Genomic DNA, 13,987 nt, shown 5'->3' with positions numbered 1-13,987 from the left:
GCGACTATATCAATGCCATCCAGGTCTATCCCTGGTCCAAGGGCGCGCTCTACCAAGTCTATGCGGCGCCGGGCGAGATTACCGATATTGCGCTCCAGCGCGGCGAAACCCTGACGGGCTCAGGTCCAGTTGCCGCTGGTGATACCGTTCGTTGGATTATCGGCGACACCGAGAGCGGCACTGGTGCAAAACGCCGCGTTCATATTCTGGTTAAGCCCACCCAGGCAGGCCTGAATACCAACCTCGTGATCAACACTGATCGCCGCACCTATCATCTCGAACTTCACTCCGACCCAAAAACCTATATGGCGGCGGTGTCCTGGACATACCCGGAGGACGAACTCTTCGCGCTCCGCCGTCAGAACCAAGTCAGTGAAACTGCCGCGCCAATTATCGCGGGCGTAAACATCAACGCGCTGAATTTTCGATATCAGATCGAGGGCGCACATCCACCCTGGCGACCAATCCGCGCCTTCGATGACGGACGACAAGTATTCATCGAATTTCCGCCAGGCATTTCTGCGGGAGACATGCCGCCGCTATGGGTGATTGGCGCGCAGGGCGGCGCAGAACTGGTCAATTACCGCGTAGAGCAAAATTACATGGTGGTTGATCGTTTGTTCGCGGCGGCTGAATTGCGCCTTGGTGCCAAACACCAGCAGATTGTCCGCATCGTGCGCACCGATGGAGTGCCTCAGCCTTGAGCGATGGCACGAAAAATCCTGCCGAGGGTGGTGCTCCTACCGTCGATCCAGTTCGGCCACCGGACGCCATGCGGCTGCGATCAAGCCGCCCACCAGTGACCCGCCTGTCGCGGCGCGTGCTTCTGGCGTTGAGTGCCATCACCGCTATTGGCATTGGTGCCGCATTATTTTTCGCGCTCCAGCCGCATCATCGTCACGAAATGGGCGACAAAGTGAATTTCAGCACACCCGCCGCGCCGGATAGTCTTTCGGTCCTGCCAAAATCCTATGCGAATTTGCCGCACCACGCACCGCGTCTTGGCCCGCCGCTCCCGGGTGATCTGGGGCCGCCGATTGTTCATGCCGGGGTGGCCGCGCCGAATATTTCCGCCGTTGCATTACCCGCCGCCAACACAGCAAACAGCGGCGCAAAAAATCGGCAGCTTGTGCAGGAGCGAGAAGCCGCACGCAAAAGTCGGCTATTCGTGCCCACCGATGCCGCACAGGCGAAAACCTCGCTGGCAAATCGGAATTTTTCTGGCGGGGCCGCATCGCTTTCCACAGCGCGCGTATCTGGAGCAACAGGCGCGAATAACAGCGCAAATGCTTCGTTTGCAGCGCACAACTCGAGCGAATCTCCGGTCAGTGCGGAACGTCTTATGCCGCCCGCCAGCGCTGACATCCTGCAAGCAGGATCGGTCATTCCTGCCGCCTTGCTCACCGGCATTCGCTCCGATCTGCCCGGCCTCGTCACCGCCCAAGTCACCGAAAATGTCTATGATAGCCCGACCGGCACCATCCTCCTGATTCCGCAAGGCGCGCGCCTAATCGGTGCCTACAATTCTCAAATCGCCTTCGGCCAGTCGCGCGTGCAACTCGTCTGGACGCGACTGATTATGCCAGACGGCGCCTCCATCCTCCTCGACAACCAACCCGCCGCCGATCCCGCTGGTTATGCCGGTCTGCATGATCGCGTCGACAATCATTGGGGCATGCTGTTCAAAGCCGCGATTCTCTCCACCTTGCTCAGTGTTGGCACCGAAGTCGGCACCAGCACCAACAACGCGTTTTCATTGGCGCAGGCATTGCGCCAGGGAGCGTCCCAGAGTATCAACCAAGTCGGTGAACAAGTCGTCGGGCGGTCCCTCGGCATCCAACCAACTCTCACCATCCGCCCCGGCTATCCCGTCAGCGTCACGGTGACGCGCGACCTCGTTCTGGCGCCTTATCGGGGATGAGGTGCATAAACATGGAAAAACTAAAGCTCAGCGCTATCGAAGATGACAAACCGGTCAAACTGACCATTGAACTTCCCGCAAACGTCCATCGGGATCTCATCGCCTATGGCGACATTCTAGGCCGGGAAGCCGGGCTGCCTGCGATCCAACCCGCCAAATTGATTGGGCCAATGCTTGCCCGGTTCATGGCGACCGATCGGGCTTTTCTAAAAAGACGCGCTGGAGGGGATGTTTTGGTGAATCCCACCGCAACGGCAGAAATGAGGACAAAACATGCGCCAAATCCAGATGATTGCATGACTTCCGGCAGAGCCGATTCGTAGCTTTGCCGGTCAGACATCGCAAAGAATGACGCCACTCGGCGAACAATTGTGTATGATATGCGGTGGAGAGATCTCCAAATCAATCAGCGCAAAGAGGTTTCCAGGCAGTCCTTTCTGGTTTCCCAATCAGACATTACCGTGTCGAGTAAATTCGACCATTCCTTACCATGATCCGGGTAAAACGCGTGGCAAAGCTCATGACAAATTACATAGTCGATCAGCATCGGATTGGCACGGACCAAGTCCACGTTTAACACTAAGCGTCCATTCGGTGTGTAACTTCCCCAACGCTTCGACATTCGCCGAATGACGAGCGCGGGCCTAAGGAGACCTCGTCGGACAAACGGCGGGGCCATCGCGTCAAGACGCTCCCTGAATATTCCCCGGGCCATGATTGCATAGAAGGCCGTGATAAGGCGCCGGCAATGGGCCTGATCATCAAGTTGTCGCACTAGAACCTTAAGGCGTGATCCTTCAATTTGGACCCCAGGGTCATCGGCCAGTTCGATCGACAAACGGTACTGCTTACCCAGCAGTAAATGAGTTTCACCAGACACAAAATGGCGATCTGGCGTCACTGATGGGCGGGTGGCAATCCGATCTAGCTCGCGGAATATCCATCCACCCTTCCTTTTGACGCGTTCCTGTATCTTATCAAGAGTTTCGCCAGACGGAGCAAACACTACCACGGAACCTGATGGCTGAACCTCTATTCGAAGAACGCGTCGAGTGGTCCTCCGCAGAGCAGCAACGGTGCGCCGCTCGCCCCATCCCACCTCGATTTGCTCGCAATCGCTGGGGCCTGAAGCTGCTGGCGTCATTGCGCCAGTCTCACACGCGCTGAAGCGAGAACATCATCTACCACCGCGTCAAGAACCGCCGGATCGATTACAAGTTCACGTCGGCCAAGTAGTTCCTCGAAAAAAAAATCATCAATATCATTCCGGATAATATTCTCGACGTCACGGTCATTCTGCCAACCCACCTTGCAGCGCCTTTGGACGATGTTGCTTACTTTGAGTGCGATATCGGCAGCCAGCTCTGGGTCACCAACCCCAGCCTTTTCCAGATTGCGCCGCGCGAGACCCCAGAATGCCTGTGCATGGCTATCGTCGCGAAGGCGTGCGGGTGTCGGGTCCGTATCGTCTCGACGTTGCTGCACCTTGTCGCGAAATTCGCGGACCTTCGAGAGGTAGGTCATCTCGCTGATCCGTCCCTTGTGGAAATCAGCTATCGTGTCGCGTATGAGCTTTGAAAATTTTTCGAAGAAGATTGGGTCTTCATCCCATTTCTCCTCGATCGACCGGGTTATCTGGTGCGCGATCGTGTCAGCAATGGACGCTTCACTTTCGGTCTTCTCTTCCCGTCGGGCTTCAATCGCGATGTCGTCAAAAATATTCAACGGCTCCACCAGACGCACAACATCCCGGGCAACGACGTGACGATCGAGCAATTGCCGAATGCGCTTTTCAAAGTCGCGCCAATCGACCCTCTCCGCATAGCGAAGGCTTACCGAAGCGCGCAACGACGTGAAGCGGCCGAGATCGTCCTTCCAACGCTTGAGCAACTCAGGCTTCGTACTTTCCACAAAGCTCGGAGACGCAAGAGCGACGGTAAACGTGCGAGTGAACTCCGCCAGACGGCGATAGAATTCCACACGCACCTCTTCGTCAGCGAGGAGGCGCGCATAGGCCTCCGCGTCGAAAGTGTTTGAGACCGACTTGAACACGTCCAGGAGTGCCGCATGGGCGCCGGGCACCTTGTTCGCCTCATCGCGGATGGCCACGACGCTGCGCGCGATGTCCTCCTCGCTGAAGCCTTGAAGTGCGTCGTAGCTCGCGAGGGCCGCGCCGAGGCTCTTCAGCACCCCTGTGTAGTCGATAATGAATCCAAACGGCTTGTCCGGCGCTCCTTCTTCATCGAAGACCCGGTTCACGCGAGCGATGGCCTGCAGCAGCCCGTGCTCCTTGAGACGGCGTGCGATGTATAGAACCGTGTTTCGGGGCGCATCGAAGCCAGTAAGCAGCTTGTCCACGACAATGATGATGTCGGGCTCGCCTGGGCCTTTGAACTGCTCCACGATGGTCTTGTTGTACGCATCCTCCCCGCCATAGCGGGCCATCATCTTGCGCCAGAATGCGCGGACAACATCATCGTCGGACTCGTCGACTTCGTCTTCACTCTCCCGCATCTCAGGGGCAGAGATAATTACCTCCGCCGTCACCATGCCGAAGCTGTCAAAGAGTTTCTTGAGCTGGATCGCTGCCCGCTTGGACGGAGCCGCAAGCTGGCCCTTTAGACCCGTTCCTTTGAAGTTGTTCGAGAAGTGCTGACCCACATCGAAGGCGATCGATTGGAGCCGTGACTCAATACCCTCGATTTCGCGCGCCCGGCTCATCTTGCGCTTCAGGTCCGCCCTCTGCTTGTCGGACAGTCCGCGGGTGTGGACCTCAAACCAGCGGTCGATCTGGCCTTCGTCCACATCAGTCACAACCTCACGGCCTTCATAGAGCAAAGGCACAACGGCTTTGTCGCTGACGGCATCGCGCATCGAATAGGACGGCTGCACTAGGTCGCCGAATTTGGCGAAGGTGCTCTTTTCCTTCTTGGCAATCGGCGTGCCCGTGAAGGCAATAAAGCACGCGTTGGGGAGCACCTCCCGCATCCGTGCGTGAAGACTGTCGAGGTTTCCGTACTGGCTGCGATGGCTTTCATCGACCAGGACGAAGATGTCAGATGACCGATCAACGACACGCCGCTTGTTTAGCCCGGCACGGAATTTGTGGATCAGCGTGGTGACAACCGGCGTCTTCTCCTCGATCAGCGCAAGGAGATTCTCTCCGGTCGCCGCCCGTTTCGGCTCCTGGCCTGTCGCGCGGAAAGTCTTGGAGATTTGGTCGTCCAAGTCAGTTCTATCGGTCACGATCAAAATGCGCGCGAGCGGGTCTTTCATCGCGATCGCCTTGGCCAGCATCACCATCGTCAGGCTCTTGCCGGAGCCTTGGGTGTGCCAGACGACGCCCCCCCTTCGCTTACCGGTCTCGTCACGTTCTTCGGTTCGCTTCAGAAGGGATTCGATGGTCGCAATTTGCTGATAGCGGGCGACCTTCTTCTGCGGGCCATCGAACAACATGTAGCGGCGCACCAACCGCATAAAGCGTTCTGGCCTGCAGAGGCCAACGATGGTTTCGTCGAGCGGCGTTACGAAGCGGTGCTCCTCCATCAATCCATTGTGTCGCTTCATATGAGGCGCGAAATCGATGGCCACCCGCTTGCTCTCGACGCTATCCAGCGGCCTGTTGACGACATCAACGGCGAAGTCGGCGGGGTCCTCGCGTTCCTTCCATGCGCTCCACAGCTTCCGAGGCGTACCGACGGTGCCGTAGCGAGGATCGTGACTGTTGGCGGCGAGCAAGAGTTGCCCCGAATAGAACAGCGCGGGCACGCCCTCGCCGGTTTTCTGATTCCGGATTTGCTGACTGACACCCTGGTCCGACGATACGTGAGAGGCCTTCACCTCGATCACGCCAAGCGGGATGCCGTTGACGAATAGCACAAGATCAACACGGATCGTCGGCCCGCCCGCTTCGGTTACCGTGTATTCGCTCGTGACCTGAAATGTGTTGGCCCGCCAGTCCGACCAGTCAACGAACTTGAACGGCCATTCGCGCGACGTTGCCCCGATGGTTTGTGGAGGAGCGATGCCGAGCATGAGGTCATCGGTCATCCGCTCGTTGGCACGCACCACGCCCTCTGGAATGCGGTCAGCCAACCGTCGGACGGCGGCGTCAATATTGGCCTCGGAGAAAGGGTAGGCGCGTTCGTCGAGATAGATGCGATTGATCCGCGCCAGATCGGCCCGCAGCTGGGTTTCAAGGAACGGCAGCGCCCGCCGTCCATCACGCCACTGATCGGCCTCGGCGCGGGTGACATAGCGCCACCCGCAATTGATCAACGTGTTGAGTGCCTGAAGCTGTGCGCCACCGGCCTCGGATGTTGGGAACTGGGGTGATGTGTTCATCCTACTTTTCCAGCCACTACAGCTCGGATAAATGCGACCTTGAGTTTCCTCGCTTCCGCTGCTGGCATGTTCGATTTTGTAAACGCGGAGACCCGTGTCTCCCGGTTCGATTGCAGGTTTCTCTTGAATGCCTGCAGAGATGCATTTGTCCCAGCCGCTGCTATCGACTCGAACCGAAATTGGTGTCGCTTGTCCAAGCCGATGAAGGCACCGCCCGGATCGACCGTCCAGTGTCCAGGAAAGGCGAGCTTTTCCAGGGCGCGTCGCATTTCCAAAGCTGACTGGAACCGTTTGCCGGGGTCTGGATCGATCGCCTTCTTAATCACCCGGATGACCGCATTTGGAATATAGGGAGGAAAGTCAGAGGCAGCCAACAGCGTCCCCGCCGCAAGCGCGGCTTCATAGTTGGCCTGGCCAAGAAGATTGAACTTCGCCCGAAGGGCGCTGAGACCAGCAAGCAGGCGAAAGAGGGTTAGCCCGGTTTGCAGGATATCGGTGCGTGCTTCGATTCCATTGCCCGCGGTCGTCTCGGGCGCCGCGTGTAGGATGTAGCGCGCCGGCGCGGGCACGGGTTGACCATTATGGGAAATACCTACGATTCCGTAATCACCCAGCCTGGCTTGTCCGTCCTGACCTCTCAGAATGTTCTCCGGCTTGATATCGTTGTGAAAGAAGCTGCTGGCGTGCAGATGCTCCAACCCTTGAAGGGTATCGACGGTTGTCTTTATCGCCAGCGGCAGGGGAAGAAAATTGGCCGGATTCGCGAGAGTGGTGATTGGCCCATCAGGCAGAAAATCCATCGCAATGATCACTCGTCCATCGGTGAGCACATCGGCTTGATGAACCCGGACAAGATTGTTGTGGGTGAACGCGTGTCCGATCTGGGCCTCGCGCAACTGATTGACGACGGTGACCCCTGGCTTCAGGATTTTGATGGCGTATGTGTGATCTACGGCATGGTCTTTCGCCAACCACACCTCACCGAAATTGCCGCCGCCGATCATCTGCATCGGTTCATATTTGTTATGCAGCAAGGCTCCCGGGGCGATTGGGAGTGTGGTGGCGATGCCACTCATGGATTGGTCGCTCCCCACCATGCGGCAATGATCGCGTCGGCCATCTTGCCATCCCAGTAGCGGGTCGTCTGGCCGACGCGCGCTATGGCGTGCTCTTTGACTTGGGCGCTCCGTGTGGACAGCGACGCATAAATCTTCGTGACCACCGGCTTGTTGTGAAGCCCGCAATACAAGAGCAGTGCGGCTTCCTGATAGGACGCAACGCGCTTGGCGTTGTTGTCGCCTTGCGTGAACTCACCCTTTTTTATGACAACCCTGGTGATATCCGGGTGAGTGTGGAAGATCCGCTCGAACTCCCGATAGAGCCACGTTATCTGAGCGGCCTCGGTGGCACAGTCCGCAGGAAAACGCAGGCGGCTTTCCGAGTCCGCGTTGATGAGCGTAATAGGCGTGGTCGAGCCGTCGACCACGGCATAGCGCGGCGTGGTCGGATCACTCCTGAAGCCAAAAATCTTCATCGGAAATTGTCCCCAAGCAGTCTTTGACCCGTCAGCAGATTTTGCATCAGACCGCGCTTCTGGGTACGAAGCGTGGACGCTTGGTGCTCCAGAACAGACAACTCCTTATCGATCAATGCCAGCAGGTTGCCGACACTTCGCCGCGCATTGTCACTCATAATGAAAATCGGAAAATCTTCGATAAACTCGGCAGGGACACGCCGTTGACCCGCACTTCCTGTCATCTGCCGTTCGCCCGCGATGCGGAAGCTGCGTGTCAAAGTCACTTGGTGTAAATAGTTAACGTCTGCCGGATCATTCGGCCGCACGACATGGAACTCCGTCGTGCCGAAGCCCACGCCGTTGCTCAGGTCGTGCGCCAGCGCACCCTTGCCGTTCTCAAAGCATGGCGTGATCTTCGCGACCAAGACGTCGCCATTGATGAATTGCGTGTAGCCATTCCCCAATTCGCTCCGGACGCGGTCTGTCGTTGTTGTAAGAGCACCGGCCTCTGACACATCTTCCATCCCGACAAAGGAGACGATCGTGTTGGCTGCTACCTTTTCGTTCCGCGGGTTTACGGCCGCCAAATCACGTATAAATCCACGCTTCGCCCCAATTTCGAACAGCGCGCGCCCTACAATGCCGGTTTTGTATTTGCGCTTCGCATTGATCAGGCGCTCGGTCTGGCGGATCGCCCGGTCCCAAGCATCAAGGACGGCAACAACACGGCGCTGCTGGTCGAGTGACAACGGTACGGTCGGAATTTCGGCGAATTCATCGAAGTAGAGACGAAGACGATCTTCTGTAAGGCCATGGGAATATGCCCAAAACATGTGAATCATCCGAGTCGACTTGAACCAATGATAGGCAAAGCGGCTATCGATCCCGGGCTTTGGAGCCAAGACAACATAGGCGGGGCTGACGACGCCATCGGCAGTGGCCAGCCCACAAGCACCCTGCCACATGCGCATCATGTTGTAGGCAATGTCGCCTTTTCTCACCAGCAAGTGCTGGTCAGGCCGGAGTGCGGATTCAGTCCGCCGGTCAAGATCGTCGCGGAGCACGAGGCTGTCATTCATCGTCACGGACATGATAGGGAGACCGGGGCGGCCGGGCTCTTGCCTGTTACTGAAGAAGTCGCCAAGGCGAGGGCGTCCGCTCATGATGCACTCCCATCGCCGATGAGGCTGCTACGCCAAGCGGCGTATGACTGCCCATTGCCTTCGACACGCCAAGTCGTGCGGCCATTGTCGGCGCGACCGGCCACCGCGGCGCTCGCACCCGAGGGGCTGCCGAAGCTCGCGTCCTGTGCAAACCGATAGAGTTCGGCGTCCGCATCAGGCACGAGGACGCCAGCCTCAATCAGGGCTTTGCGCGCATCTTTGACGCTTTGCGGGATAGCATCACTTTCACGCCGGAGAGCAGTTGACCCAGCCAGAACCACGAATTCGCCGCCACGCTCCACGGCACGCGCCTTGGCCTTCTTGATATCCGCCATGAATGTCGGGGCGATTGGGGCAGTGCCTGACGGCGGGAGATCAACTCCAGCCGTCGGTTGCAACACATCAAACCCAAGCACGGGCAACAGGATCTCAATCTCGTCGAGCACCCGTTCCATGTCGGCGATCTCCGGTTCCGGAAGCCCTTTGAACGGTGGCTCGGTGCCGTTGACCAATTTGGCTCGGCCCGCACCGCGAATGGCCGCGATGATCCGGCTTTCCAGATAGCGCCCATGTGCCTTGGTGAGGTTCTCGTCCTTTGAGACGATCAGCACCGCGCGGGTGAAAAATTCTTTTGCCTCGTCCGCGTCATGCGCTGCGAGGCGAGTCTTCACCTGATCGCCCTCGCCGACATAGACCAACTGGCGCCCAGGCAAGTCCGGATCCGGTCCGACGAGGAGATAGATGCCCGTTCGCGCCGCCTCTTCTCTGCGGATGAGTTCGGGCAACGCCGTGCGCGACGCGACGGCCGCGCGCACCGAAGAGACGCCCAACTCCGCCGTGATCACGCCCGACGGCGTGCCGTCGGCGAGGTAGAGTTTCAATGTTCGGCCGCGACGGGCGGCCGCTCGGGAAGGAGCCTCAGACATTGATGCCCAGCTCCTTCAGATAGAAATTCATCTTCTCGCGCGTCTCGGCAAGCTGGCTTTCGAGATCACGGATCTCGTTCTGGACGGCTTGCAAATCAACCTCCGGCTCAGGCTCGAAGGTATCGACGTAGCGGGGAATATTCAGGTTGAACCCGTTCGCCTCGATCTCTTCGAAAGTTGCCTTGTGTGAGTAGCGCTCAAGCTCCGTCCGCATGCGGTAGGTGTCGATGATCTTGTCCACATCAGCTTCCCGCAACCGGTTCTGCTTCTTGCCCGGCTCGAAGTCGCGGCTCGCATCGATGAAGAGAATGTCGCGCTCATGCGACCGCAAGCCACCCGCCTCGCGCGCTTTGTCGAATACCATGATGCAAACGGGAATCCCGGTCGTCGGAAAGAGCTGCGCGGGCAGACCGACCACCGCATCGAGCATGTTGTCGCGGATGAGCTTCTCGCGAATTTTCCCTTCCGCCCCGGACCGGAACAGCACCCCATGCGGCGCTACCACAGCCATGCGGCCCGTGGTCGGCCGGGTGATCGCGAGCATATGGAGGATGAACGCATAGTCGCCACGGCTCTTGGGCGGCATATGGGGCGTGAAGCGCTTGTAAGGATCGGTCTTGGTCTCTTCGTCCCACCACTTGTCGAGGCTGAAGGGGGGATTGGCGACGACGACGTCGAACCGCATCAGGTGGTCGCTCTCAATCAGAGTCGGCGAATTCAGCGTGTCGCACCAATCGATCCGGGCGCCATCCTGCTTGTGGAGCAACATGTTTAGGCGTGCCAGCGAGCGCGTCTGGCCGTTTGATTCCTGACCAAACAGCTGAAAGTTTCCGTCTCCGACTTCTTCGCCGGCGCGCAATAGCAGTGAGCCCGAACCGCATGCAGGATCGCAAATGCGATCACCCGACTTCGGATGAGCGAGCTTCGCGACGACTTCGGAGACCTTGCGCGGCGTGAAGAACTCCCCCGCTTTCTTCCCGGCATCGGAAGCAAAGCGCTCGATCAGGAAGATGTACGCATCGCCCAGGATATCCTCCGAGGTGTCGCCAAGATCGAGCCCCGGCTTCGCGAAATCCTCCAACAGCGTCTTGAGCCTGCGGTTGCGATCTTTCGTCTGTCCGAGATTGGTTTCCGAGTTGAAGTCAATGGCTCGGAACAAGCCACCGAGCTTTCCTTCGTTGGCCTTTTCGATCGCATCGAGGACGATGTTGATCAGCTCTCCGATGTTGTCTCGGCCTCGCCGTTCGTAAAGGCTGTAGAAATCACCGAGGAAGCTTTCTTCAATTGTGTTGGTCTTGGCGTTCTTCAGCTCAACAGTTGGCACCTTGAAGCGTTCGCGATCCAGGCGGCGTTGGATGCGAACTTCATCACCACGATATTCCCGCCGAAACTCTTCGACGTGCTTGCGCCGCACATCGCTGATGTATTTCAGGAAGAGGGCAGTCAGTACGTAGTCCTTATACTGGGTTGCATCCACGGCGCCGCGGAACGTATCGCAGGCGCGCCAGACCGCCGAAAGAATGTCATCTTGCCGTAGAGCGGTCATTCTGGACTCCTGTGGGAATTGGGCTGCGCTTCAGCAGCGCGGATTGCACGCGCGACCGTCTCGCGGCCGAAAAACGATTTGAGGTCGAACAGCCTTTGAAGCCGCTTTCGCTCTTCCTCGAAGGAGAGCGCCAGGCCGACAATCAGAAGCTGCGATTGCATGGGCGGAACAGGAACCGGGGTCTTTTCCAGTGCGTCCTTGGGAAGGCGCGCAAGAGCGCTACCCTGCTTGCCACCGGCAAACACGGCTTGCGTGGCAGGAAGCTCCAAAAATGCGGCGAGGTATTGCGGGCTCACCTTTGCCCTGTCGGGCCTAACCAAATAAAGGTCGAGCGAGACGAATGCCCCGATAACCGCGCCGGTCGCGAGGCACACATCCGTCGCAGATCCACGCGCGCCGACAATCAAGTCGCCTTCCTCGATGGTCAGCGCACGAGCGACGGCAGGCACGTCGCCAGCAGCAAGCACGGGATGCCGGCCGGCCCTAAGGTCTGACAGATCGGACAATCGCACAAAGCGCGCAGAGCCATCTTTCATCTCGCGAACCGAGACCCCGGAAAGGACGCTGGCGATGTCTCTGAGTTCGAGCATTCCTCAAACTACAAAACTATAATTCGAGAGTCAAGTGGGTTCGAGAGCGTCTCAAGTCAGAAATTTGGTGACCGACCAAGCGGCGGCCCAGGAGCTGTCCTGGCGGCAAACTGCGGGAGCGTCGCGCGAATGGCGGATGCAGCGTCGCGATCCCGTCGGCCCTGGGGAATTCGCTTGAAGGCGCTAGCAGCGTCCTCGGGACGAGCTGCTCGAAGAGAGCCTGGTACAGGCGGGCGCGCCGAAACCCTGGCTTTGGGGGCGGCGAGCAGCGTCAGCGTGAGCATCTGCTGGGGGTGCCCTGGCTTAGATTGGGTTGGTGGGCCGCCGAACCGGCGACGCAGTATCCGGCGATATCCCGCCGATTTGATAGAACCTGCTCAGATTGCCGTCCACCGAAGGGCCTCCAAGCAAAAAAGGCCCCGAAGGACCGCTCTAACCCACTAATTTTCTTGGGAAAATCTGGAGCGGGCGATGGGATTCGAACCCACGACCCCAACCTTGGCAAGGCAGTCATCAAGCTACGCCAAGCTATCCCGTTCCCTGCCAAAATATGCTAATTATCTGAATTATATGATGATTTAAAATAGAACGAGTCCGAACCGTATCCGTTTGCCTCCGGCTTTGCCATTCCATCTGCTTACAAAGTGCTTACATTCTGCTGCAAACGTGGTAGTGTAAGCAAATACGAAAAGATGGTGATTGGACCATGAGCAAACTGACGAAACGGGCTGTCGATGCCCTCGTGCCTCCGGAAAAGGGGCAAGCTTTCCTATGGGATGGCGAGTTGCGCGGATTCGGCGTCCGCACCATCCCTTCCGGTCTAAAGACGTTCATCCTCCAGTATCGAAACGCGGAGGGTCGTAGCAGACGTATCGTCATCGGGCGCTATAAGGTGCTGACGGTCGAGCAAGCGCGCGACCAAGCCAAAATTAAACTCGGCGCCATTGCTGGCGGCGCGGACCCCGCCGAGCAGAACGTCGGTTCGCGGGACGCAATCACTGTCGCGGAACTGTGCGACTGGTATCTGAAGGAAGCTGAGTCCGGCCGCATCCTTGGGCGACGCAACCGCCCGATCAAGGCATCCACGCTCGCCATGGATCGTAGTCGTATCGAAACCCACATCAAGCCCTTGCTCGGCCGTCGGCAAGTCCGAGCGCTAAAGCTCGCCGATATCGAGGGCATGCAGTCGGATATCGCAGCGGGGAAGACGGCGAAGCCGCGTAGTGCTGGCCGCGGCGGCGCAACCACCGGCGGCGGCGGTGCCGCCGCGCGCACGGTTTCCACATTACAAAGTCTCTTCGCGCACGCGGCGCGCTTTGACATTATCCCCGCTAATCCAGCCAACGGCGTGCGCAAGCTGGCCGGAAAAAAGAAGGAGCGCCGTTTGAGCGTTGCCGAGATCCGAAAACTTGGGGAGGCGATGCGCATCGGCGAACTGAACGGTGAGCACCCAGTCGCGCTGGCCGCCGTGCGCTTCATACTTCTGACAGGTTTTCGGATTTCCGAAGCCCAAGGACTGAAGCGAGACTGGCTGCACGCAGATCAGGGCTACGTCCGTTTCCCCGATACAAAAAGTGACGGCCAAGTACGTGCGATCGGACCGGCAGCGGCACGGCTCGCGGCCAACCAACCAGTGCACAAAAGATCCCCATATATCTTTCCGTCCGACGTCGGAGACGGCCACTATACCGCGGCGAACGGTTGCCTCGCTCGGCTATGCGCGACCGCGAATATCGAAGGAGTGACACCTCACACGCTGCGCCATACCTTTGGCAGCGTCGCCGGCGATCTGGGCTTTTCCGAGCTAACGATCGCCGCTCTCCTCGGCCACGCCGCGAGAGGTGTTACTCAGGGGTATGTGCATATTGACGAAGCGCTCAAACTCGCCGTGACACGGACTTGCGCGGAAATCGATTCGTTGTTGGGCTCCGGCCAGGATGAAACATCCATGGCGAGGAAAGAACCCGCATGATTCTGGGCG

12 protein-coding genes are annotated in these 13,987 nt (G+C 58.5%); 4 read left to right on the top strand and 8 right to left on the bottom strand.

Annotated features, from left to right (window positions below; translation table 11 throughout):
• The 3 genes from trbG to ACYUCQ_RS15250 form a co-directional block, all read left to right on the top strand.
• The coding region (trbG, locus tag ACYUCQ_RS15260) for a P-type conjugative transfer protein TrbG (protein WP_460255415.1) at positions 1-704 on the top strand (704 nt) is incomplete at its 5' end.
• Complete coding sequence (locus tag ACYUCQ_RS15255; protein ID WP_460255414.1) at positions 701-1,921, top strand: TraB/TrbI/VirB10 family type IV secretion system protein; 1,221 nt, start codon at positions 701-703, stop codon at positions 1,919-1,921. The genes trbG and ACYUCQ_RS15255, both read left to right, overlap by 4 nt.
• Positions 1,922-1,932: 11 nt before the next feature.
• Positions 1,933-2,244 (top strand): DUF2274 domain-containing protein, encoded by a 312-nt coding sequence (locus ACYUCQ_RS15250; protein ID WP_460255413.1) that lies wholly within the window; start codon positions 1,933-1,935, stop codon positions 2,242-2,244.
• An 83-nt stretch (positions 2,245-2,327) separates the two neighbouring features.
• On the opposite strand, the gene ACYUCQ_RS15245 is transcribed toward ACYUCQ_RS15250, so the two are convergent.
• The 8 genes from ACYUCQ_RS15245 to ACYUCQ_RS15210 all read right to left on the bottom strand — a co-directional run bounded on the left by ACYUCQ_RS15245 (position 2,328) and on the right by ACYUCQ_RS15210 (position 12,006).
• Positions 2,328-3,065 (bottom strand): M48 family metallopeptidase, encoded by a 738-nt coding sequence (locus ACYUCQ_RS15245; RefSeq protein ID WP_460255412.1) that lies wholly within the window; start codon positions 3,063-3,065, stop codon positions 2,328-2,330.
• Entirely contained in the window at positions 3,062-6,265 is a 3,204-nt protein-coding gene (locus ACYUCQ_RS15240; RefSeq protein WP_460255411.1) for a type I restriction endonuclease subunit R, read from the bottom strand. Before ACYUCQ_RS15240 ends, ACYUCQ_RS15245 begins: the two co-directional genes overlap by 4 nt.
• Complete coding sequence (locus ACYUCQ_RS15235) at positions 6,262-7,341, bottom strand: serine/threonine-protein kinase (RefSeq protein ID WP_460255410.1); 1,080 nt, start codon at positions 7,339-7,341, stop codon at positions 6,262-6,264. Before ACYUCQ_RS15235 ends, ACYUCQ_RS15240 begins: the two co-directional genes overlap by 4 nt.
• Positions 7,338-7,799, bottom strand: a complete 462-nt coding sequence (locus ACYUCQ_RS15230) for a hypothetical protein (RefSeq protein WP_460255409.1) — start codon at positions 7,797-7,799, stop codon at positions 7,338-7,340. The genes ACYUCQ_RS15235 and ACYUCQ_RS15230 overlap by 4 nt, the downstream gene beginning before the upstream one ends.
• On the bottom strand, positions 7,796-8,860 hold the full coding sequence (locus ACYUCQ_RS15225; protein WP_460255408.1) for a hypothetical protein: 1,065 nt from the start codon (positions 8,858-8,860) through the stop codon (positions 7,796-7,798). The genes ACYUCQ_RS15230 and ACYUCQ_RS15225 overlap by 4 nt, the downstream gene beginning before the upstream one ends.
• An 80-nt stretch (positions 8,861-8,940) precedes the next feature.
• Positions 8,941-9,870 (bottom strand): GIY-YIG nuclease family protein, encoded by a 930-nt coding sequence (locus ACYUCQ_RS15220; protein WP_460255407.1) that lies wholly within the window; start codon positions 9,868-9,870, stop codon positions 8,941-8,943.
• Positions 9,863-11,416, bottom strand: coding sequence for a type I restriction-modification system subunit M (locus ACYUCQ_RS15215; RefSeq protein ID WP_460255406.1), 1,554 nt, complete (start codon positions 11,414-11,416; stop codon positions 9,863-9,865). The genes ACYUCQ_RS15220 and ACYUCQ_RS15215 overlap by 8 nt, the downstream gene beginning before the upstream one ends.
• Positions 11,413-12,006 carry a restriction endonuclease subunit S gene (locus ACYUCQ_RS15210; protein ID WP_460255405.1) on the bottom strand — a complete coding sequence of 198 codons (594 nt, stop codon included), beginning with the start codon at positions 12,004-12,006 and terminating at the stop codon, positions 11,413-11,415. Before ACYUCQ_RS15210 ends, ACYUCQ_RS15215 begins: the two co-directional genes overlap by 4 nt.
• Before the next feature lie 706 nt (positions 12,007-12,712).
• On the opposite strand from ACYUCQ_RS15210, the gene ACYUCQ_RS15205 reads away from it, so the two are divergent.
• Complete coding sequence (locus ACYUCQ_RS15205; RefSeq protein WP_460255404.1) at positions 12,713-13,978, top strand: integrase arm-type DNA-binding domain-containing protein; 1,266 nt, start codon at positions 12,713-12,715, stop codon at positions 13,976-13,978.
• Positions 13,979-13,987 lie beyond the last annotated feature (9 nt).

The sequence above is a fragment of the Acidiphilium sp. MT5 genome (assembly GCF_054767495.1).
Note: the sequence above shows the minus strand (reverse complement) of the source record. Positions and strands in the feature narration are given on the sequence as shown.

Excerpts from the sequence above, each read along its gene's own strand:
- ACYUCQ_RS15225 (WP_460255408.1), bottom strand. The coding sequence starts at position 8,860 with ATGAATGACAGCCTCGTGCTCCGCGACGATCTTGACCGGCGGACTGAA.
- ACYUCQ_RS15215 (WP_460255406.1), bottom strand. The coding sequence starts at position 11,416 with ATGACCGCTCTACGGCAAGATGACATTCTTTCGGCGGTCTGGCGCGCC.
- ACYUCQ_RS15245 (WP_460255412.1), bottom strand. The coding sequence starts at position 3,065 with ATGACGCCAGCAGCTTCAGGCCCCAGCGATTGCGAGCAAATCGAGGTG.
- ACYUCQ_RS15220 (WP_460255407.1), bottom strand. The coding sequence starts at position 9,870 with ATGTCTGAGGCTCCTTCCCGAGCGGCCGCCCGTCGCGGCCGAACATTG.
- ACYUCQ_RS15210 (WP_460255405.1), bottom strand. The coding sequence starts at position 12,006 with ATGCTCGAACTCAGAGACATCGCCAGCGTCCTTTCCGGGGTCTCGGTT.
- ACYUCQ_RS15205 (WP_460255404.1), top strand. The coding sequence starts at position 12,713 with ATGAGCAAACTGACGAAACGGGCTGTCGATGCCCTCGTGCCTCCGGAA.
- ACYUCQ_RS15240 (WP_460255411.1), bottom strand. The coding sequence starts at position 6,265 with ATGAACACATCACCCCAGTTCCCAACATCCGAGGCCGGTGGCGCACAG.
- ACYUCQ_RS15235 (WP_460255410.1), bottom strand. The coding sequence starts at position 7,341 with ATGAGTGGCATCGCCACCACACTCCCAATCGCCCCGGGAGCCTTGCTG.
- ACYUCQ_RS15250 (WP_460255413.1), top strand. The coding sequence starts at position 1,933 with ATGGAAAAACTAAAGCTCAGCGCTATCGAAGATGACAAACCGGTCAAA.
- ACYUCQ_RS15230 (WP_460255409.1), bottom strand. The coding sequence starts at position 7,799 with ATGAAGATTTTTGGCTTCAGGAGTGATCCGACCACGCCGCGCTATGCC.